22 protein-coding genes are annotated in these 20,026 nt (G+C 64.1%); 8 read left to right on the top strand and 14 right to left on the bottom strand.

The window, feature by feature from the left end; translation table 11 throughout:
- Nucleotides 1-125: 125 nt before the first annotated feature.
- The 3 genes from AB4099_RS04415 to AB4099_RS04405 form a co-directional block, all read right to left on the bottom strand.
- Nucleotides 126-944: a hypothetical protein gene (locus tag AB4099_RS04415; protein WP_441477154.1), complete on the bottom strand. Its 819-nt coding sequence runs from the start codon at nucleotides 942-944 to the stop codon at nucleotides 126-128.
- A gap of 127 nt (nucleotides 945-1,071) precedes the next feature.
- The gene (locus AB4099_RS04410) at nucleotides 1,072-1,323 is read right to left on the bottom strand and encodes a hypothetical protein (RefSeq protein WP_113513166.1); all 252 of its coding nucleotides are present in this window, start codon (nucleotides 1,321-1,323) and stop codon (nucleotides 1,072-1,074) included.
- Between the two features lie 194 nt (nucleotides 1,324-1,517).
- Nucleotides 1,518-2,732: an amidohydrolase gene (locus tag AB4099_RS04405; RefSeq protein ID WP_441477153.1), complete on the bottom strand. Its 1,215-nt coding sequence runs from the start codon at nucleotides 2,730-2,732 to the stop codon at nucleotides 1,518-1,520.
- 311 nt (nucleotides 2,733-3,043) lie between these two features.
- Between AB4099_RS04405 and hemN the strand changes: the two genes are divergently transcribed.
- Nucleotides 3,044-4,393 carry an oxygen-independent coproporphyrinogen III oxidase gene (gene hemN / locus AB4099_RS04400; RefSeq protein WP_441477152.1) on the top strand — a complete coding sequence of 450 codons (1,350 nt, stop codon included), beginning with the start codon at nucleotides 3,044-3,046 and terminating at the stop codon, nucleotides 4,391-4,393.
- Nucleotides 4,394-4,449: 56 nt separating this feature from the next.
- Here hemN and AB4099_RS04395 read toward each other — a convergent pair whose 3' ends face one another.
- Nucleotides 4,450-5,373: a LysR family transcriptional regulator gene (locus AB4099_RS04395; protein WP_441477151.1), complete on the bottom strand. Its 924-nt coding sequence runs from the start codon at nucleotides 5,371-5,373 to the stop codon at nucleotides 4,450-4,452.
- 127 nt (nucleotides 5,374-5,500) lie between these two features.
- Here AB4099_RS04395 and AB4099_RS04390 point away from each other — a divergent pair, with 127 nt between their 5' ends.
- From AB4099_RS04390 to AB4099_RS04370, 5 genes are all read left to right on the top strand, one after another.
- Nucleotides 5,501-6,421, top strand: a complete 921-nt coding sequence (locus tag AB4099_RS04390; RefSeq protein ID WP_113513174.1) for an alpha/beta fold hydrolase — start codon at nucleotides 5,501-5,503, stop codon at nucleotides 6,419-6,421.
- Between the two features lie 493 nt (nucleotides 6,422-6,914).
- Entirely contained in the window at nucleotides 6,915-7,430 is a 516-nt protein-coding gene (locus AB4099_RS04385; RefSeq protein WP_441477150.1) for an acyltransferase, read from the top strand.
- Complete coding sequence (locus AB4099_RS04380; protein WP_113513178.1) at nucleotides 7,427-8,551, top strand: DegT/DnrJ/EryC1/StrS family aminotransferase; 1,125 nt, start codon at nucleotides 7,427-7,429, stop codon at nucleotides 8,549-8,551. The genes AB4099_RS04385 and AB4099_RS04380 overlap by 4 nt, the downstream gene beginning before the upstream one ends.
- Nucleotides 8,552-8,728: 177 nt before the next feature.
- Entirely contained in the window at nucleotides 8,729-9,502 is a 774-nt protein-coding gene (locus AB4099_RS04375; RefSeq protein ID WP_441477149.1) for a Crp/Fnr family transcriptional regulator, read from the top strand.
- A 356-nt stretch (nucleotides 9,503-9,858) separates the two neighbouring features.
- Complete coding sequence (locus tag AB4099_RS04370) at nucleotides 9,859-10,440, top strand: helix-turn-helix transcriptional regulator (RefSeq protein ID WP_441477148.1); 582 nt, start codon at nucleotides 9,859-9,861, stop codon at nucleotides 10,438-10,440.
- Between the two features lie 82 nt (nucleotides 10,441-10,522).
- Here the strand turns inward: AB4099_RS04370 and AB4099_RS04365 are convergent, their stop codons facing one another.
- From AB4099_RS04365 to soxY, 10 genes are all read right to left on the bottom strand, one after another.
- Nucleotides 10,523-10,816, bottom strand: a complete 294-nt coding sequence (locus AB4099_RS04365; RefSeq protein WP_441477147.1) for an Rdx family protein — start codon at nucleotides 10,814-10,816, stop codon at nucleotides 10,523-10,525.
- 158 nt (nucleotides 10,817-10,974) lie between these two features.
- The gene (locus tag AB4099_RS04360) at nucleotides 10,975-11,367 is read right to left on the bottom strand and encodes a c-type cytochrome (protein WP_441477146.1); all 393 of its coding nucleotides are present in this window, start codon (nucleotides 11,365-11,367) and stop codon (nucleotides 10,975-10,977) included.
- 79 nt (nucleotides 11,368-11,446) lie between these two features.
- The gene (locus AB4099_RS04355; protein ID WP_113513186.1) at nucleotides 11,447-12,724 is read right to left on the bottom strand and encodes an FCSD flavin-binding domain-containing protein; all 1,278 of its coding nucleotides are present in this window, start codon (nucleotides 12,722-12,724) and stop codon (nucleotides 11,447-11,449) included.
- 63 nt (nucleotides 12,725-12,787) lie between these two features.
- Nucleotides 12,788-13,312, bottom strand: coding sequence for a DsrE family protein (locus tag AB4099_RS04350; protein ID WP_113513188.1), 525 nt, complete (start codon nucleotides 13,310-13,312; stop codon nucleotides 12,788-12,790).
- A gap of 33 nt (nucleotides 13,313-13,345) precedes the next feature.
- A complete protein-coding gene (locus AB4099_RS04345; protein ID WP_441477145.1) occupies nucleotides 13,346-13,696 on the bottom strand; it encodes a c-type cytochrome in 351 nt (116 codons plus the stop codon).
- Nucleotides 13,696-14,421: a c-type cytochrome gene (locus tag AB4099_RS04340; protein WP_441477144.1), complete on the bottom strand. Its 726-nt coding sequence runs from the start codon at nucleotides 14,419-14,421 to the stop codon at nucleotides 13,696-13,698. Before AB4099_RS04340 ends, AB4099_RS04345 begins: the two co-directional genes overlap by 1 nt.
- Complete coding sequence (gene soxC, locus AB4099_RS04335; protein WP_113513194.1) at nucleotides 14,405-15,676, bottom strand: sulfite dehydrogenase; 1,272 nt, start codon at nucleotides 15,674-15,676, stop codon at nucleotides 14,405-14,407. Before soxC ends, AB4099_RS04340 begins: the two co-directional genes overlap by 17 nt.
- A 48-nt stretch (nucleotides 15,677-15,724) precedes the next feature.
- Nucleotides 15,725-17,422 (bottom strand): thiosulfohydrolase SoxB, encoded by a 1,698-nt coding sequence (soxB, locus tag AB4099_RS04330; protein ID WP_441477143.1) that lies wholly within the window; start codon nucleotides 17,420-17,422, stop codon nucleotides 15,725-15,727.
- A gap of 101 nt (nucleotides 17,423-17,523) precedes the next feature.
- Nucleotides 17,524-17,853, bottom strand: a complete 330-nt coding sequence (gene soxZ, locus AB4099_RS04325) for a thiosulfate oxidation carrier complex protein SoxZ (protein ID WP_043238560.1) — start codon at nucleotides 17,851-17,853, stop codon at nucleotides 17,524-17,526.
- 52 nt (nucleotides 17,854-17,905) lie between these two features.
- Complete coding sequence (gene soxY, locus AB4099_RS04320) at nucleotides 17,906-18,370, bottom strand: thiosulfate oxidation carrier protein SoxY (RefSeq protein ID WP_441477142.1); 465 nt, start codon at nucleotides 18,368-18,370, stop codon at nucleotides 17,906-17,908.
- A 216-nt stretch (nucleotides 18,371-18,586) separates the two neighbouring features.
- Here soxY and soxA point away from each other — a divergent pair, with 216 nt between their 5' ends.
- Together soxA and soxX are read left to right on the top strand one after the other, a co-directional pair.
- Nucleotides 18,587-19,378, top strand: coding sequence for a sulfur oxidation c-type cytochrome SoxA (gene soxA / locus AB4099_RS04315; RefSeq protein WP_441477665.1), 792 nt, complete (start codon nucleotides 18,587-18,589; stop codon nucleotides 19,376-19,378).
- Nucleotides 19,379-19,391: 13 nt separating this feature from the next.
- Nucleotides 19,392-20,015 (top strand): sulfur oxidation c-type cytochrome SoxX, encoded by a 624-nt coding sequence (soxX, locus tag AB4099_RS04310; RefSeq protein ID WP_113513202.1) that lies wholly within the window; start codon nucleotides 19,392-19,394, stop codon nucleotides 20,013-20,015.
- Nucleotides 20,016-20,026 lie beyond the last annotated feature (11 nt).

The raw sequence follows: 20,026 nt of genomic DNA, 5'->3' as shown, positions 1-20,026 counted from the left end.
CCCCGGGCCAGCCCGACAGAGATGTCGAACATCGCCCAGGCGCGCTCGGCAAGGGTCGCATGACGCCAGCAGAGGCTTAAGCCTGTAACTGTTACGGTAAGCTGCGAGAGCGGTGACCGGCCTGTTCAGCCCGCGAGGGCCTTTGACACCGATTGAACCGCCTGCATGGCGATCATGTCGATGGTGTTCGCACAAGGCGCGTCGCGGTCAGCCTCATCGACGAAATCGGAGCAGATGATCTCGCCGCTGCGCAAATCAGTCCCGCACCAGGAAAAGCGCTGGCCGGTCGACATCGGATGGACCGCGATATCGAGCGCGTAAGTCTCGTCCGGGTGCAGGAGGAGTTTGCTGATCGCGGTCGCGGCGGCTCTGCGCTCGGCTGACGGCATCGCGAACAGCCTGAAGCCGGCTGCGACGAGCCGCTTCATGATGGTTTCGATGAACAGGTCGCCATGAGTTGCCGCAAGCCGGGCCGCGCGGTCCGTCAGGTTCTTGATGATGATTGTCGGCAGGGTGGTGCCGGTGGACGTGGCCCTCCCCGTATCGGCAGCGAAGGCCGGTCGCGTGGACCCATTCCCTGACGGCCGCCATGTAAACGAGGGAACGTAGCTGCCCGGCGGCATCGCGATTCTGACGGGAGCGCTCGCTCCCGCAGTCTCGTAATAGGTCGCAAGAGCCGAGCGCAGGCGTGTCGCTTCGATCCGAACGATCGGGTCGGTGCCAGGGTCGAAGCTGTCGTCGCGGCCGAAAACGTCGACGCCGATCGAATAGGCTTTGATACGGTCGGAATGGCCGGCAACGGTTTGCGTGACGACAAAGGAGAGGAAGCGCCGGTTGCGCTCGGAAAGGCGCAAGGTCTCATGCGCCAGCAGAGTGTCCAAGGCTGCAAGGATGAGTTGGGGAGGAGGATTCCCGTCATGCAGCCTTGCAATGCGCCCGCCCATCACTCGCCTCGACAGCTAGGACTGAAGAAAACCCGCAATTAGCTCTAGAAAGCGCGATGATGCCTCGCGAACGAAAATGGAGCAAGGCAGTATTCGATGAATTCCGGCAGAATCCGGGTTAGCTCCCTTAAGAAAGAGCTAGCCGGATCAAGATATCTTGTTCTGTCGCGGAGACGAGCGCGTCGTATTCCCTGGCTCGCGCCGGGCCCACCGGCAGCGTCGATTTCGTCCAGTAGGCCTCGGCCTCGCAGGCCGCCTCATAAGCCTCGCACAGCTCGGCAAAGCCGGGATCCCGGGCGAATTTTTCCCGCAGCTGCGCGCGCCGTTCCGGCCAGCGCAGCAACAGCCTCGTCAGTCCACGCTTTTGCGCCTGCTCCATGGCAGCCTCCGGCCGAAGCACTGAGGGTCCGCATCTGCGGGGCATACTGCCAGCGCGACGCGGTTTTGCGCGCCTGGAACTGTTGCCTGTAACGGTAACGGCAAAGGCAAAGGCGGTGGATAGGCTGCGCCTATTCGGCCGGAGGGCAGAAACCCGCGCCGCTCCGCGCGGCGCGGGATACGGGTCGCGTGGCTTTAGGCCGCGGCTGCCCGCAGATCCTCGCCGAGTTCTTCGCTGACAATGTTCACCCAGTAGCGAATGCCGTCGGGAATGATCTCGTCGTTGAAGTCGAAGAGCGGCGTATGAAGTCCCTTGAAGGAGCCGTCCGCCTCGACGCCATTGCCGATGCGCATGAAGGCGCCCGGCTTGATCTGCATCATTTCGGCGAAATCCTCCGCTCCGGTTCCCGGCCGGATCGCGCCATTGACATTGGTGGCGCCGACCGAAGCGGACGCAGCGGCCACTGCGACTGCGACCTGATCCGGCTGGTTCCGCAAGGCGCTCGGTCCGCGCCGATAGGAGGCCTCCGCGGTGCAGCCCCAGGCTTGCGCGGTTGCCGCGGCAAGTTCGGCAATCCGTCGCTCGACCAGATCGCGGATTTCCGGCGCGTAGGTGCGCGCCGTGCCGCCGATGACGAGCTCTGCCGGGATGACATTGCTGGCTTCCGCCGAGCCGGCATGGACATAGCCGACGCTGATCACGGCGGTGTCGAGCGGCGCGACATTGCGCCCGATGATGCCCTGCAATCCGAGCACGAAATGGGCCTGGGCATAGGTGATGTCGGTCGAGAGGTGAGGCTGCGAGCCGCCATGCCCGCCGACACCGCGGAAAATCACCTGCCAGCTATCGGCCGCAGCCAGCATCGGGCCATTGCAGGTGCCGAAGGACGAGGCCGCCATGCCGGGTGAGTTATGCAGGCCGTAGATCGCATCGCAGGGGAAGCGCGCGAACAGCCCGTCCTTCAGCATGGCGAGCGCTCCGCCGCGCCCTTCCTCCGCCGGCTGGAAGATCAGATTCACACTCCCGGCGAAATCGGGGTTCTCGGCGAGGTAGCGCGCCGCGCCGAGCAGCATGGTCGTGTGCCCGTCATGGCCGCAGGCGTGCATGCGGCCTGGATTCTGCGAGGCATAGGGCAACCCCGTCTCCTCGATAAGCGCAAGCGCGTCCATATCGGCGCGCAGTCCGATCGCGCCCTGGCCTGGCCGGTGGCCACGGATGACGCCGACCACGCCGGTCCCGCCAACACCTTCGGTCACCTCGACGCCCCATTCCCGGAGTTTGCCCGCAACCAGAGCGGCCGTGCGGTGTTCTTCCAGGCCGAGCTCCGGATGGGCATGGATGTCGCGCCGGATCGCCGTGAACTCAGCGTGATGCTGGTCGAGCCAGATATCGAACCGCGTCTTCGTCATGTGTGGTCTGTCCCCCATTTTCGTGCACGCAACTGCCGCGGCAAGCGCAGGGCCCGCCTCGACAGCCGCCTGCGACGACAGCGCAGGCGGCGCATGGCGTATTCCAGGAGAGGAGCCCGTGCTTGGCAAGAGCTCTGAGCGATGGTCGGAACTGCGTTGGGAGCCATGTCAGTCACCTGCAAGGCCCAGTCCTCTCAAGTCGGTAAGCCACGCCGACCGGGGCGGCATTTGTCCTGGATCAAGGATCGCCCGCGGGGGGGCGCTAGACACGGGCCATGGAGATCGACTCTCGCAAGACAGGGATACGGGTCATGACAGATGTCCGGGCGCGGTATTTCGACGAGCGCCTGCCGCGCTACACCAGCTACCCGACTGCGCCACATTTCACGGGCGAGATCGGTGCGGAAAGCTACGGCGATTGGCTGCAGACGCTGAGGCCCGGAGCGAAGGCCTCGCTCTATCTCCACATCCCGTTCTGCCGGTCGATGTGCTGGTATTGCGGCTGTCACACCACAGTTGCCCTGCGTGACCAGCCGATCGTCGACTATCTCGCAGTCCTGCGCCGCGAGATCGCGCTCGTTGCCGATCGACTCGCTGCGCCGCTCAAGGTCCAGCATGTCCATTTCGGCGGTGGCACACCGACGATCATCGCACCGGACGATTTCGTCCGTCTGGTCGCGTTGCTGCGGCGGCGCTTCGCCATCGACGCGTCGGCCGAGATCGCCGTCGAGATCGACCCCCGCAGGCTGACAAGGGCGGTGACCGAGGCGCTGGCTGCATCCGGCGTCAACCGGGCGAGCCTCGGCGTACAGAGCTTCGATCCGGTCGTGCAGAAGGCGATCAACCGCATCCAGAGCGTCGAGCAGACGGCAAGCGTCGTCGCCGGGCTCAGAGCTGCAGGCATCCGTGGCTTGAATCTCGACCTGATCTACGGCCTGCCGAAGCAGACCGTCCGATCTTGCATCGAGACGGTCGAACGCTGCGTCGCGTTGCGGCCGGACCGCTTCTCGGTCTTCGGCTATGCGCATGTGCCCGACTTCAAGAAACATCAGCGCAGGATCGACGAGGAGGATTTGTCCGACGGCTTGGAACGCCATGAGCAGGCTGAGGCAATGGCCCAGGCGCTGGTCGCCGCCGGCTATATCCGCATCGGCCTCGATCATTTTGCCCTGCCGGACGATACCATGGGGCAGGCGGGGGCAGATGGCGTGCTGCACCGCAATTTCCAGGGCTACACGACCGACGGTGCCGAGGCACTGATCGGTTTCGGTGCCTCGGCGATCGGTCGCCTGCCCGCCGGCTATGTCCAGAACGAGGTCGTCATCGGCCGCTATGCCGAGCGGGTGCTGTTCGGGGAGTTGGCCACGGCCAAAGGCGTCCGGCTCAGTGCTGACGACCGGCTCCGCGCTGAGTTGATCGAGCGCCTGATGTGCGATCTCACGGTCGATATCGGCGCCGTCTGCGCCAGGCACAAGGCGAATCCAGAGGATCTGGCACCGTCCTTGCCGCGGCTGAGGGCGCTGGCGCAGGACGGGGTCATTCACTTCGATGGCAGCCGCGTGCTGATGCCTGAGGACTCGCGTCTGCTGGTTCGCAAGGTGGCCTCGGTCTTCGATGCCTATCTCGCCCAGCCGGGGCGCAGCTACAGCCGCTCCGTCTGAGCGCGGTTGCACCCAATGTCTCGGCGACGCAGCGCAATGCCGAGAATGCGTCGCGTTCACGATATCGGAGAAGCCTGGGCGACCGCTGTCTCCCAATAGGGTGGATCCCCGAAGCTCTGGCGCAGATGTTCCGTCAAGGCGCGTACCTTGACGGAGGCTGCGCGTTCGCGGGGATGGGCGACGTGGACTTCCGCGCCTTCGGCCTCGATCCCGACATCGACGATCTGCAGGTCGCCGCGTGCAACCTGCTCATGGATCACAAAGGTCGGCAGCAAGGTGATGCCAAGCCCTGCCAGGGCGGCGTCGCGCATCATCAGCCCGTTATTGACACGCACGGCCGGCTGCGCCCGCACCACCACTGCACCACTCTCGCTGTGAAACCGCCAGTCCGAGTCCCGGTTCATGTAGAGGATCGCACGATGCTGCCTGAGTTCGATCAGCGTCCCCGGTCTCCCACACGCATCCAGATAGGCAGGCGAGGCGACGAGGACGCGGCGGCTGCTCGCAATATGCCGCGCGACAAGTCGCGTGTCGTGAATGGGGCCATGGCGGATGACGGCATCGTAGCCATCCGCCGCCGCATCGACGAAGCGATCCTCCAGCTCCAGTGCCAGCTCGATCTTGGGGTTGGCCGCCAGGAAGGAAAAGATCGCCGGGCCGAGATGCAGGACCCCGAAGCTGACTGGGCCGGAAATCCGCAGTGGTCCAACCAGCTCGCTTCGCCGTTCGGCGAGCTCTGCGACGGCCTCCTCGGCCTCACGCAACAAGCGCCTGCCGCGCTCCAGGAAGGCGATGCCGCCTTCGGTCAGCGACAGCTTGCGGGTGGTTCGCTGCACGAGCCGCGTGCCGACCAGCCGCTCCAGCTCCGCCAGCCGCTCGCTGACCACGGATTTGGCCAGCCCCATGCGCTGGGCCGCAGCGGTGATCGATCCGGCTTCCGCGACCCTCACGAAGGCAGCGACTCCGTCGAGCTTCATCATTGTTCGCTCTTTCCGGAAGCCAGTTTCGCTTTCTGGCGGCTACTCCAGACAATGGCGCAGCGCCATCATCTCGTCGAGAGCAAGGCTGTGCCCTGGAGTGCTCGGCCAGACATGAGGAGAGATCGCGATGCTTCGCTTGCTGGCCGCCGCTACCGGCGCCCTTCTCTTCGCCGCCCCTGCGCTGGCGCAGATTGTCCCGTTTCCGGCGGGTTTCCGCACGCAGGAAATCCCGACCAACGGCACGACGTTGCACGTTCGAGTCGGCGGACAGGGGCCGGCGGTCGTCCTGCTGCACGGCTATGGTGAAACCGGTGACATGTGGGGCGAGATGGCGGCCGATCTCGCGCGGGACCGGACCGTGATCGTTCCCGACCTGCGTGGCATGGGCCTTTCGGCCATCCCCGAGAAGGGCTTCGACAAGAAAAACCAGGCTGCCGACATTGCCGGCGTTCTCGATGCGCTGAAGGTGGACCGGGCGGAGCTGGTGACCCATGACATCGGCAACATGGTCGGCTTTGCTCTTGCGGCCGGGTATCGCGATCGCGTGACGAAATTCGTGTTGATCGATGCCCCCTTGCCGGGCGTCGGCCCCTGGGACGAGATCCTGAAGAACCCGCTGCTCTGGCACTTTCGCTTCGGTGGCCCGGACATGGAGCGGCTCGTTGCCGGCCGCGAGCGCATCTATCTGGATCGCTTTTGGAATGAATTCTCGGCGACCCCCAGCCGATTCAGCGAAGCTGCGCGAGAGCATTATGCGGCGCTCTACGCCAGGCCGGGGGCGATGCGCGCGGGCTTTGCCCAGTTCGCGGCTTTCGATCAGGACGCTGTCGACAACAAGGCCTTCCTGGCCAAGGGCAAGCTGACGATACCTGTGCTTGCGATTGGGGGTGAGAAATCCTTCGGACTGGGCATGGCCGCGGTCATGAAGTTTGCGGCGGAGAACGTCCAGGGCGCTGTTGTGCCCGGTAGCGGACATTGGATCATGGAGGAGAATCCTGCGGCGACCATCGCTCTGGTCCGCAGCTTCCTGGATGCCGGGCGGCCATGAGAGCGGCGGCCCGTTCGCGTCGGAGCGCCGCTGCCGTCGACCGGATCACGCGTCGCCGCCACCTGTACGCTCCCTGAATCGCAGGCCCGATCTGCCGAGGCGGGGGCCCTTCTGTCCAATCAGGTCGAGCGCTGGCGGCGACGGTCCACTGAGCAAGAGTGTGCATCTGCTCGGCGACGGCCAGTCAGGCGGATCATTCGCGAATCAAAATCGAGAGAATCTCGACCGTGGCAGTGCGCCAGGCCGGCGCCGTCCAGCCTTCCCCGGCGATTGTCGGGCGCTGCGTCGGGCGGGGGCGCAGCAGACCTTTGTGGCGCGGCCTGCAAGGTGCTGCTGCCACGGGAGGAGGAGCAATTCGTCGGAAGGTGTAGGGAGCCTACTGCTCCGGGCGATCCGCCTATAGGCTTCATCCGAACGAGGCGCGCCCTATTCCCATCGTTCCGGTTCCGCTTTTGCAAGCTAGCGTTCTGCCGGAGCAGGGAAGGGGAGCGCCATGCCCATCATCGACGTGGACTTCGGTGATGATGTCGTCGTCAGCCACCCCGATCTCGTCAATCTCTATGGCTGTGCCATTGGCTCAGGCACACGGATCGGCCCTTTCGTCGAAATCCAGCGCGGCAGCCGTATCGGCCGGCGCTGCAAGATCTCCTCTCACTCCTTCATCTGTGAGGGGGTGGTGCTCGAGGACGAGGTCATGATCGCCCATGGCGTGATGTTCACCAATGACCGCATGCCGCGCGCGGTCAGGCCGGGGGGATCGCGAGAGGCGCAGGCCTGGGCCCAAGAGGCCACGGTCGTGCGTCGTGGGGCGTCGATCGGCTCGAATGCCACCATAGGCTGCGGGGTCGAGATCGGACCCTTCGCTGTGGTCAGCTGCGGCGCAGTCGTGATGCGCGATGTGCCGGCCCGCGCGGTGGTCGCCGGAGTACCGGCCTGCGTGATCGGCCATGCCGGAGCGAACGCCACTGCGCCCAGGTTGTTTGAAACCGTACTGGGGGAAACCTCATGATCCCATTTCTCGATCTCAAGGCTCAGTTCAAGACGGTGCAGGAGCCGCTCGAGGCGGCCGTCCTCTCGGTCCTGCGCAGCGGCAACTATGTACTGGGTGAACCGGTCGCGGCCTTCGAACGCGCATTCGCGGAATATTGCGGCGTCGGTGAAGCCGTGGCCGTGAGCAGCGGCACGGCAGCCCTGCACCTGGCCCTGCTCGCGGCCGGCGTCGAACCGGGGGACGAGGTGATCACGGTACCGATGACCTTCGTCGCAACGGTGGCCGCGATCCACTATGCGGGCGCGAAGGCGGTTCTGGTCGACGTTGATCCCAATAGCTTCACCATGTCGCCGGAAGCCTTCGAGGCCGCAATCACGCCGCTGACCCGTGCCGTCATGCCGGTCCATCTCCATGGCAGACTTGCCGATATGGCGGCGATTGGCGCCATCGCCAATCGCTATGGCATCACCGTGATCGAAGATGCTTCCCAGGCCCATGGCGCAGAGCGCGATGGCATACGGGCGGGCGCCTTCGGCTCATATGGCTGCTTCAGCTTCTATCCCGGCAAGAATCTCGGGGCCTGCGGCGAGGGGGGCGCGGTGGTCACTCACGATTCCAAAGCCGCTCAGCTGCTGCGCAGCTTGCGCGACTGGGGGCAGGAGGGACGGTCCAATCACGTTAGACCCGGCTTCAATCTGCGCCTCGACGCGATCCAGGCCGTGGCGCTGCAGGTCAAGCTGCCCTATCTCGATGGCTGGACACAGAAGCGCAGACGGATTGCTGCGGCCTATGAGCGGCTGCTGGGGGACACCGAACTGCAGCTTCCTGCCCCGGCTCGGCGTGCGGAACACGTCTTCCATGTCTACGCGATCCAGAGTGAAGAGCGGGACAAGCTGCGGACGGAACTCGCCAAGGCGGGGGTTTCGACCGGCATCCACTATCCTCGCCCGGTTCATCTGCAGCCGGCTTATGCCGGGCTGGGTTACGAGCCTGGAGACTTCCCGGTCTCGGAGCGGCTGGCGCGGCGTTTTCTCTCGCTGCCGATCTTCCCGGAACTTGTCGCTCCCCAGTTGGCGCGGGTCGCTTCCGCTCTCATCCGGTGCTGCGAGGAGCGGCATGTCCACGCGGCCGATGCGTGAAGCTGTCGATCGCCGCCGCTCGCAGCAAGGCCGTGCAGGAGATCTGGAGGAGTCCTTTGGGGCGCCAAAGTACAATGAATTGGTCGAAACTGGGTCCGATAAATGCAGCTTATCGGGGATTTGCGGTTAACATAAGTTAACCCGTCGGGCCATCGCGCAGCCTTGGCGGAGGGGGTTATGCATCGCATCCAGTCGGCCGTAGCGTCGAACCATGTGGGCGCCGCGCGGGAACGCGTGTGGTGCCTGACATGCCCGTTGCGGCAGATTCCTGCGCTCCATGGCGTGTCGGATGCGGATGCTACGACCCTGGAAGAGTTCAAGCAGGGACAAAGATTTGCGGAAGCCGCTAGCGTGATCCTGGAACGGGGTGCGCGGCCCGGGCTGTTCACGCTGTTCTCCGGCTGGGCTGCGGAGTACCGGGCTCTGGGATCCGGCGAGCGTCAACTCGTCGCCATCCTCCTCCCCGGGGATCTCATCGGTCTCGATACGGTCATGGCGGGCCCGTCCGAGAGCACCATCATTGCCCTTACTCCCGTCATGCTGTGCAGTTTCGCGCCGGCGAGAGTCGACGAGATGTTCCGGCACGAGAGCTTCATGCGGAGCATCACGCGCGCCGCGGTTGCCGGGCGCCGCCGCCTCGTGGATTCGCTGACCGCGCTCGGTGCGGGGCGGACCTCTCGTGCGCTCGCTCATTTCGTCGTGACGCTACACGATCGCCTGCAGATCCGAGGGCTGATGCATGACGGGGGGTTCAAGACCCCACTCGGAAAACGCCATCTGGCGGAGGCCTGCGGGGTGACCGGGGTCCACCTGCATCGCGTCATGCAATTCCTGCAGGCTGAGCGGGTGATGTCCTTCGCGGCCGGCCAGTTCAGCATTTACGACATGGAGCGCCTACGCCGTATGGCTGGTCTCTCCGTCAATGGGGCAGAGGCAGAGACCGTCCTCTGATGTGGTCTTCACGATTTTTTGTTCGGGAGGTGAGTGAGAAAGGTAACATTTGTTCAATTCGTCGAATAATTTTCTTTGGCTGGCTTAGAATTGATGTAAAATTTAATACATGGAGAAAGCGGCGGCAGTTCTCCTTTTAGACTTATTTTTGGCAAAATTATGGGGCGATGCGGTTTTAATTTAAGGATATTATTATGATATTCGAAAATATACATGAGAATCTGCCGCTCATGGCCGATCGGCGGTCTTCCTTGACTCGCTCGGGAGCCGAAGAGATTTCGCGTCTTCGAGAGCAGCCGGCCGCCATCGTCATCATCGAAGCCAGGCAATTGATTCGTGATTGCCTGGCTTCATCCTTGCTCTCTCAAAATCGTGATTACGAGGTCGAGACTTTTGCGTCGCTGGCGGAATGGCGCCGCGAACGGTCGAGCCCGCCGCGACCGGGAACGGTCGTTCTGCGCTATGTGAGCGGTCCCCGCTGCCGCAAGGAAATCGAGCGGGAGATCGAGGATCTCGCGGGGGATGGGGACGTCTCTCTGGTCCTCCTTTCGGATACCGAGGACGTCGACGAGATGCTCGAGGCCATCGCGACCGGCGCCAAAGGCTATATCCCGACGACTCTCAGTCTCGACGTGGCGCGCGGCGCGATGAGCCTGGTGCGTTCGGGGGGCGTGTTCATTCCGTCCGGGAGCCTGTTGTCCCGTCGCGCCGGCAAGCCGGGAGACGCTGTCGGGCCACGGCAGATGTTTACGCCCCGGCAGGCGGCAGTGCTGGAAGCGGTGCAGCATGGAAAGGCGAACAAGGTCATCGCCTATGAACTCGACTTGAAGGAAAGCACCGTCAAGGTCCATGTCCGCAACGTCATGCGCAAGCTCGGTGCGCATAACAGGACAGAACTCGCGGTCCTGAGTTTCAACTTGCCGGGCTCCGGCCGATAAGCGGGCAGAAGTCACGTGTCCGACAGCTGATATCTGCGCCGGCGGGGCGCAGATATCGTGAGGCTTGCTCGAGCAGGGCCGCTCAGCCGTGGCTCTGGTCGAGATGGCCAAGGTCGCGGCCGGGGTCGAGGCGATCACGCACACGCTGCTTCAGCGCCTTCACGTCGGGGAAGCCGCCATCGTTCTTGCGGTCCCAGATCAGCATGTCGTCATAATGGATCTGGAAAGTCCCACCTGTACCTGGCAGGAGCGCGACTTCGCCAAGATCGGGGCCGAAGGTCGACAGCAGTTCCTGGGCCATCCAGGCCGAGCGCAGCAGCCAGTTGCACTGCGTGCAGTAGGTGATGGCGATGCGGGGGCGCTTCGTGTCCGACATGGCGGGAGCCTTGGCTTGCGAGCAGAGAATCCGTTCCGGGCTCGGAACGCTTGCGAGCGCTCATGCCAAAATACGCCTGGCGGAACAAGCAACGCGACGACAGGGCTGATCCCGTCGTCGCGCAGGCGTGAGCCAGCCTGGTCGAGGCTGGCTCCGGCTCACATCTTCTTGCCGTCCTTGTCGTACTGCTTGAGGAAGGCGGTGAGATCCTTGATCTCCTGTTCGTTCTTGATGCCGGCGAAGACCATCTTGGTGCCGGGGATCTTGGCCCGCGGATCCTTGATGTACTCGGCAAAGACGGTCTCGTCCCAGGTGATGCCGGAGTTCTTGTTGGCGTTGGAGTAGCTGTAGCCCTCGACGGAACCGGAATGCCGACCGAAGAGACCGTTCAGGACGGGCCCCACCGTGTTCTTGGCGCTTTCGCCGAGCTGGTGGCAGGCGCGGCACTTGTTCCAGGAGCGCTCGCCGGCGGCGACGTCCTGGGCTTGGGCTGAGTTCCCGAAGATCGCAGCAGCGATCAGGATCGTGGCGCAGGCAATCGCTTTCATCATGGTTCCTTCATCGGCAAGCAGGCCGCGCGGATTCGCGCGGCGGAGAATTCAGAATGCTTCTAATCGGCGCCTGCGCCAATCATGTGAACATGTCGGCGGTGATGCCGGCATACCAGCCGATGTTCTCGGCCTGGGTCTGCTTGCGCAGTTCGTCGCTCTCGTCGGGCTGCGAGACAAAGGTCTCAACAGCGGCGATTTTGCCGTCTTTCGGCTCATATCGACCGCCAACCTTGATGGCGTCGTCGGTGTCAACCAGGCTCCAGCAGGTGTTGACGTAGCGCGGCGGGAAGGTGCGCGACCCGGACAATTCGCCGCGGATGACCATGGCTGCGACCTTGGCCTGGCTGTTGGCCGAGAAGGCGGATTTCGGCATGTCGCCCGCGATGCAGGCATCGCCGAGGACAAAGATGGCGGGATCGGCTGCCGACTTCATCGTGGCGGGATCGATGGCGCAATAGCCGCCGGCCGGCGCAAGTCCGGCCTCGCGCGCGATCGCGCCCGCCATCTGGGCCGGGATGACATTGACGAAGGCACAGTTCTTGTAGGTTTCGAAGCCGGTTACCACGGTGTTGGTCTTGGGATCGACCGACTTGATGCCGTCATGCACCTTGGGGCCGAGCCACTCGATCATCGTGCCGTAGCGTTTCTCCCAGTCGGGCTGGAAGACGCCCTGCTTGGAGAAACTCTCCTTCGGATCGAGGATGACGATCTTCGCCTGCTTGCGCCCGGTCTGCATCAGGACATGGGCGAACATCGAGGCACGCTCATAGGGACCTGGCGGGCAGCGATAGGGATTGGGCGGGGTGATCATCACGATCAGGCCGCCATCGGGCACCGCGTCGAGCCGCTCCTTGATCAGCTGCGTCTGGCGGCCAGGCTTCCAGCCATGCGGCATGGCTTCCTCGGCCTCCTTCGACCAGCCGGGGACGGAATCATATTTGAGGTCGATCCCGGGAGAGAGCACGAGCCGGTCATAGGGCAGGCGCTCGCCGGTGGAGAGCACGACCTCCTTCTTGTCGCGGTCGATCGCGGTGGCGCGGGCGCGCGCAAGTGTGATGCTGTTGTTCTTCGTCAGCGCGTCATAGCCATGGACGAGTTCGTCATAGCTCTTGAACCCGCCGATAAAGAGGTTGGAGTGAAAGCAGGTCTGGTAGCGCTCGTTCTCCTCGACCAGCGTCACCGCAATGGCGCCATTGCTGTCCTTGGCGATGTAGCGGGCTGCGGTCGCACCGCCCGCGCCACCACCGACGACGACGACGCGCGGCTTCGCCTGGCCGAGCACTGCGGGGGCGCCAAGGGTCGTCGCTCCGGAGAGCGCCAGCCCGGACAGAACCAATGAACGGCGATCGATCAGCATCTCTCTCTCCCCATTATCGTCAGTGAACCCGGTGGTCCTGATCCCGGCAGGCCTTCTGCGGGCCTATCCAACCTTCATGTAGCCAAAGCCCTTGGCCTGAAGCGCAGCCACGGCTGCCACTCCCGACGGCACGAAGCTAATAAACGCGGCATCGCGAGCCTTGGCCTTGTCGAGCTTCAGCCGATCGAAGGTGATCTCGCAGAGATGAACCTTGAGACCGTTCTTTGCGACATCCTCGATCCGCTCGAAAATCTTCGGCACCATGGCCTCGTCGCGCCAGCTGGTGTCGGTGAGGTCGTTCAGGAAGAACTTCACGCCCTGTCCATGCGCGACGACAACCAACTGCAGGGCGAACGGATCGGCGCCATAGGCAGAATAATGGTTTGCGATGTTGGTCAGCATCTGAACGAAGCGCTGCGGTTCGCCGAAATCACAATGATAGACACAGGCGACATCGGCTTCCTTCTGGAGGTCCGTGAGCTTGAGGTCACGCGGCGCAGCCCGTGCTGGTGTTGCTGCGGCGGCAAGGCCGGAGGCCGCTGCGAGAAGCATGCTGCGACGAGTGGCGTCCGCTAATGAATGTGACATTTGGCCCTCCCTCGGGTTTCGCCGGCTTCCGGTCTATGGAGCTGGTTTGAGGCTGCCGTAATAGCTTGCCAGCGCCTCGACCTCTTCCTGGCTCAGGCGCCCGGCGATGGTGCGCATCACCTGGTTCTCCCGCTGCTTGTCCTTGTAGCTGTTCATCAGCGCGATGAACTGGTCGGCGGGGACGCCGACGATGGCAGGAATTCCTCCATCATGGCGCCCGCTGGTCTGGTGGCAGGCGGTGCATTCGGACGAAAGATACTCGCCGAGCGCGCGGTCGCCGGCCGCCTGTGCGCAGGACATCGCGGGGATCAGCGCCGCAAAGGCGGCCAGCGCGCCCAGGGCCGCCCGGGATGCACATTCTGCGATGGCGCCGCCTGTCCCCATCAATCCACCTTGGGGGCGGTCTTGGAATCGGGCGTCACATCGAGCACGGCGGCCCGCCCGGTGATCTTCACCTCGGCCTTGCAGTCCTTCATGCAGGGCTCCTTGCCCCAGAACGCCTTCTCGGTGGTTTCGCGGTCATCGTCATAGAAGGTCGACGCGTTCGGCAGTTTGACACTGGTGAAATTCTTATCAGACAGCTCGAACTCCTCGTCCTTCACGATGTCGTTGAGGTAGAGCAGATAGGCCGTCAGCGCGTAGATCTCGTCCGGTGAGAGCGACTGCGCATTGCCATAGGGCATGGCGCGGCGGATGTAGTCGTAGACGGTGGAGAGATCAGGCCAGAACGAACCGATCGTCTTCTCCGGACGGTCCGAGGTCAGGCTGCCCTGGCCGCCTGCCAGCACGGGCCAGCGGCCATTGCCCTGTCCGAACTCGCCATGGCAGCTCGCGCATTGCGTCTGGAAGATCTCGTCGCCCTGCTTCACCGTGCCCTTGCCGGGCGGCAGGCCCATGCCGTCCGGCCGCACGTCGATGTCCCAGGCCTTGATCTCTTCCGGCAGCGCCGGGCGGCCGAGATTGAGTTTCGCGTGCGCGGGCTGACTGGCCGCATGCGGCACCGGCTTGGGCTGGGCCTGCTTCTGAGGCTGCGCGATCAACGGGCCTGCTGCGACGACGGCGAGCGCCGCGAAACCCGCAAGCAGGGCGAGCTTAGGCGATCTCGACATTCTCGGTCTCCCCATTCGCCCGGACGAGCCAGGTCTGAATGCCGTTATTGTGGTAGATGGAATTGACGCCGCGCACCTTGCGCAGCTCGTCCTTGGTTGGCTGGACATAGCCGGTGGAATCCATGGCGCGGGACTGGATCAGCAGTTCCTGGCCGGCCCAGTCGAAATCGACATAGAAGCGGGTCAGCGACTTATCGAGAACGGGGCCGTCGATGCGGGCACTCTGCCAGTTCTTGCCGCCGTCGAGCGTGACGTCGACGCGCTTGATCGTGCCGCGTCCCGACCAGGCCAGCCCGGACAGCACATTGCGCCCCTTGTGCTTCAGCGGCGCCTGCGGCGAGGGATTGGTCACCACGGATTTGGCGTCCATGATGAAGGTGAAGCGCCGCGAGCGGCCATCCGCCAGCAGGTCGGTGTATTTCGAGGTTTCCTCGCGTGCCATCCAGGGTTTGTCGCCGACTTCGATGCGGCGCAGCCACTTGACCCAGAGATTGCCTTCCCAGCCAGGGATGACTGCGCGCAGCGGATAGCCCTGCTCGGGCCGCAGCGCCTCGCCATTCATGGCGAAGGCGATGAGCACGTCGCCCAGCGCCTTCTCGAGCGGGAGCGAGCGGTTCATGCCGGAGGAATCCGCACCTTCCAGCATCAGCCATTTGGCGGTCGGCTTCACACCCGCTTCTTCGAGCAGGGCCTTCAGCGGCACGCCCGTATACATGACGTTATGGACCATGCCGTGGGTGAACTGGCAGCCGTTGAGCTGCGCGCCGCGCCATTCCATGCCGGAATTGGCGGCGCATTCGAGGAAGTAAACGCGGTTCTGCCGCGGCATGCGCCGGATGTCTTCCATGGTGAAGACCAGCGGCTTCTCGACCAGGCCGTGGATCATCAGGCGGTGATTGGCCGGCTCGATATCGGCGATGCCGCCGTGATGCCGCTCGAAGCACAGGCCGGACGGCGTGATGATGCCATCGAGTTCATGCAGCGGCGTGAAATTGACCGAGGATTCCGGGGATGCCGTCAGCCAGGAGACGTCCCGGCGCATGACATGTTTCTCGTGGCGCGAGGGCATTCCGTAGGGCCGCTTGTCGACGCCTTCGCCGAGATAGCGGTTCCAGTCCTGGACTTCGGTGATCAGCGGGTCGGGAGCCCCGGCGCGGGCACCGCTGGCCGAGGCGGCCAGCCCCGCGCCAGCCATTCCGGCCGCGCCGAGGAAGCGGCGCCTGCTCAGGCTTTCGCGGTTGCGGGGGGAGGTCATGGCGGCAGATTCCTCTGGATTGGGAGGGTTCAGGGAGGACGGCGCGGGTCAGGCGCCGGTCACCTTCACGGCGTCGTTGGGCGTGATCGAAACGGTCTTGGTGCGGGCGACATGGTCTCGGACAACGTCCCAGATCGGCGGCCCTTGCGTGCCCTCGTTGACGCTGGCCCAGCCGGCGACGACGTATTTCCGGGACGCATCGATCGGCTTGCCGGATTTCAGATGCGTCAGCCCGGAGATGCGGCCGCCCATCGGCTTGCCGATATCGATGGCGTAGCCCATGCCGCCGATGCGGACCATGTCGCCGCCGCCCTGGAAATACGGATCGGGGTGGAAGATATTGTCGGCGACGTCCTCGAGGATCTCCTTGAGCTGGGCGCCGGTCATCTCCATGCGGTAGCAGTTGGGATAGGTGATCGCGGTCGCGTTGGTGATCGCCTCCCAGGTGATCGGCTCGCCGGGAAGCAGCGTTCCGCCCCAGCGGAAGCCAGGGGAGAGCGCGATCTCGGCGTCGCGCTGGCTCAGCATGGCGTCGCAGATCAGGTCGTCGAAGGTGCCGTTGAAGTTGCCGCGCCGGTAGAGCAGCGACTCTGTCCGTCCGATCTCGCGGGCGAGGTCGGCGGCGAAGGGCTCACGGAGCTTCCCGACCAGCGCCGCCATTTCGGTATCGGGGGTGATCGCTTCGGAGAAGACCGGCATCAGCTTGAAGCGGATATCCGCGACCTTGCCGTCCTTCACCGCGATATCGAGCCGCGACAGGAACTTGCCATGCGAGCCGCTGGCGACGAGGGCGGTATTGCCGACGCGCACCACACCGGGCATCGCGTCATGAGTGTGGGCGGTCAGGATGATGTCGAGGCCCTTGACCCGCGCGGCCAGTTTCCTATCGACGTCGAAACCGTCATGCGAGAGCAGCACGACGATGGCTGCGCCCTCGGCACGGGCCTCCTCGACCTGTTTCTGGATCTCCTCCTCGCGGATGCCGAACTCCCAGTCGGGGAACATCCAGCGCGGATTGGCGATGGCGGTACGCGGCAGCGCCTGGCCAATCACCGCAATCTTGACGCCACCCTTCTCGAAGACCTTGCGCGGCTTGAAGACGGGTTCGTTCCACTCCTTGTCGCGAATGTTCTGGGCGAGGAAGGCGAAGGATGCGCTCTCCGCGATCTCCTTGACGCGCTCGGCGCCGAGCGTGAACTCCCAATGGCCGACCATGGCGTCGGTCTTCAGCGCCGACATGACGTCGACCATGTCCTGGCCCTTGGTCTGGAGCGAGCTCCAGCTGCCCTGCCAGGTGTCGCCGCCATCGAGCAGCAAAACCTTGTCGTCACCGCGCTCGGCGCGGATCGCCTTGACCAGCGTCGCGATGCGGTCGAGCCCGCCCATCCGGCCATATTGGCGAGCCAGTGTGGTGAAGTCGTCGGAGGTCAGGGCAAAGGCGTCGGCCGAGCCCGTGGCGATTTTGAAATGCTCCCGGAATTCGGCGTCGGTCAGGTGCGGAGGCTGCCCCTTGGCCTCGCCGACGCCGAGATTGATCGAGGGTTCGCGGAAGTGCAGCGGCACGAGCTGGGCGTGGATATCGGTGACATAGAGAAGCGTCACGGTGCCGAGCGGGTCGAAGCGCAGGATGTCGGCCTGGGACAGACGCTGCTGCGCCGCGACGCGCCCGAGCGGGCCCAGCCCGGAAGCCAGCGTGATGGCCGCAGCAGCCGATGTCGCCTGAAGAAAATCGCGCCGTGAGATCATGATCCACCCTTGGGCGGCGCGCAGCCGCCCTCATGCGGGGACGTTTCGCCCCGCTTGTCCGTTCGATGCGAGCAACCGGCCGGGTCGCGGCCGGCGAGACATCAGCCGACCGTCAGCTTGTTCTTGGCGGTGTATTCCGAGCCGTCGTCATCCTTCCAGGTGAAGGTGAACTCGCCCGATTCCGTCGCCTTGAAGAAGAAGGACTGGTACGGGTTGGCCGAAATCGCGGGATGCCAATCGGCGGAAAAGACCGGCTTGCCGTTGAAGCTTGCACTGAACTTGTTGATGATCTTGCGCGGAATAGTCTCGCCCTTGGCGTCCTTGCGCTGGCCGGATTCCATCTCGTGCGAGATCAGCGTCTTGATCTCGATCATCTCGCCAGCGGCGGCCTTGGCGGGAACGCGGACCCGCGGGGTGGGCTTGGTGCTCATGGGTGTATCCTCACCGTGATCTTGTCGTTGTCGGGGCTGGAAGACGCGGGTCTCAGCCGCCGCAACCACCGATCGTGACTTTCACATTGGCCTTGGCCATGTGCAGCGCGCCGCTCGACATCTCGGCGACGCAGACGATGTTTTGGGTCTGGGCGAGACGCATGCGGGTCGCGGCCGAGGCCTTGCCGCAGGCCGGCGTGAAGCTGTAGCTGACGATGCCGGGAAGCGGGTTGCCGTCGGCATAGACGTGAACGGCCTTGACGTAGTCGGCATCCGTCATCGGGCTTTCGACCTCGATATTGATCGGGACGACGAGGCCGTTCTCGGCGATCTCGGGAACGTCGAGCTTGATCTTGCCCGCGGCGAAGGGCTTGTCGCCATAGAGCTTCTTCAGTTCGTCCGCGACCGTCTTTTCATCTGCGAAGGCGAGCTTGGAGCCGAGAAGGCTGGCCACGGCGGCGAAGGCACCCGCCTTGAGAGCGTGACGGCGCGACAGCCCCGCTTGCTGAAAATCCATTCGGACATCCTCCCTGGAATTATTCTGGTTAGCTCTTGACGACGCGACCGTCCGTCGCACATCATTTCGACATATCGTGATATTGTTTTTTGTGAATGTAAAGGCTTTCAAATCAAGAAAGCCGGGAATGAAGGTCGCATGAAGCGGCCGGCTGGGGAAACGAAAGGGCAGGGCATGAAGCTCACTGTGATCGGCGCGGCAGTTCTTGCCGCGGCCATGACGCTCGCGGCCGGGCATCTGACCGCACAATCGCCGCCGCAGGACGACAGCGAGAAGGAGATCGAGCGCTATCGCCAGATGCTCTCGGACCCATTCTCCAATCCCGGCTACCTCGCCGTCGATCGCGGCGAAGAGATCTGGACGACGAAGCGCGGCACCAAGAATGTCTCGCTGGAAGGTTGCGATCTCGGCGAGGGGGCCGGCAAGCTGGAGGGCGCCTATGCGCGGCTGCCGCGCCATTTCGCGGATGCCGACAAGGTCATGGATCTGGAGCAGCGCTTGCTCTGGTGCATGGACAAGGTCCAGGGACTCGACACCAAGGACGTGCTGTCGCGGCGCTTCTCCTCTCCCGGAAAGGCCTCCGATCTCGAGGACCTGACGGCTTTCATCGCCAACAAGTCGAACGGCATGAAGCTGGAGCCGCAGCTCAAGCACGCCAAGGAACTTGAAATGGCGGCCGTCGGGGAGGAGCTGTTCTATCGCCGTGGCGGCGTGATGGATTTCTCCTGTGCCACCTGCCACGCCGAGGAAGGCAAGCGCATCCGTCTGCAGGGCCTGCCCAACCTGTCCGTGCCGGGCGCGACTGCGCAGGCGACGATGGCGACCTGGCCGACCTATCGCGTCTCCCAGAGCGCGCTTCGCACGATGCAGCACCGTCTTTGGGACTGTTATCGGCAGCAGCGCTGGCCGGTACCGGATTTCGGCTCGGACAGCCTGACCGCGCTGACCGTCTTCCTGAACAAGCAGGCGGCCGGCGGTGAACTCAATGTGCCTTCGATCAAGCGCTGAGGGGACGGAACCGATGATCAGATCAGCTTTCGCCTCCCTCGCCCTCAGTGCCTTCGCGCTCTGTGCTCCGGCCTTGGCGCAGGACAAGCCCGCCAAGCCGAGCCAGGCGACGATCGAGGCCTATGTGAAGTCCACTTTCGGCAAGGCGCCGGCGGAATGGCAGGCACGCATCACGCCGGATGAATCGCTGGCGGCGTGCAATGTCCATCGCAATCAGGTTTCGTCCGCAGATGCGGAGGCCATCACCAAGCGCGAGCTTGCCAGGGTCAGCTATCCCGCGGACGGCAAGTTCCTCGGCAACTGGAAGGAAGGCTACAAGGTCGCCAATAATGGCCGGGGCGGTCAGTTTTCCGATCCGCCCGACACAGTTTCCGGGGGCAACTGCTTCGCCTGCCACCAGCTCGACCCCAAGGAGCTGAGCTATGGCACGCTCGGCCCCAGCCTCGCCGCTTATGGCAAGGACCGGAAATACGACGCTGAGGCGATCAAGGACGCCTACACCAAGATCTACAATTCACAGGCCGTGGTGCCCTGCTCGAACATGCCCCGCTTCGGCACCAACAAGGTGCTGAGCGAACAGCAGATCAAGGACGTGATGGCCTATCTGTTCGACCCGGAATCGCCGGTGAACAAGTAGCGGCAGGGCCC

The sequence above is a fragment of the Allobosea sp. 2KB_26 genome, assembly GCF_052115715.1.
Classification (GTDB): Bacteria; Pseudomonadota; Alphaproteobacteria; order Rhizobiales; family Beijerinckiaceae; genus Allobosea.
This window is presented reverse-complemented; position numbering and strand designations above follow the sequence as displayed.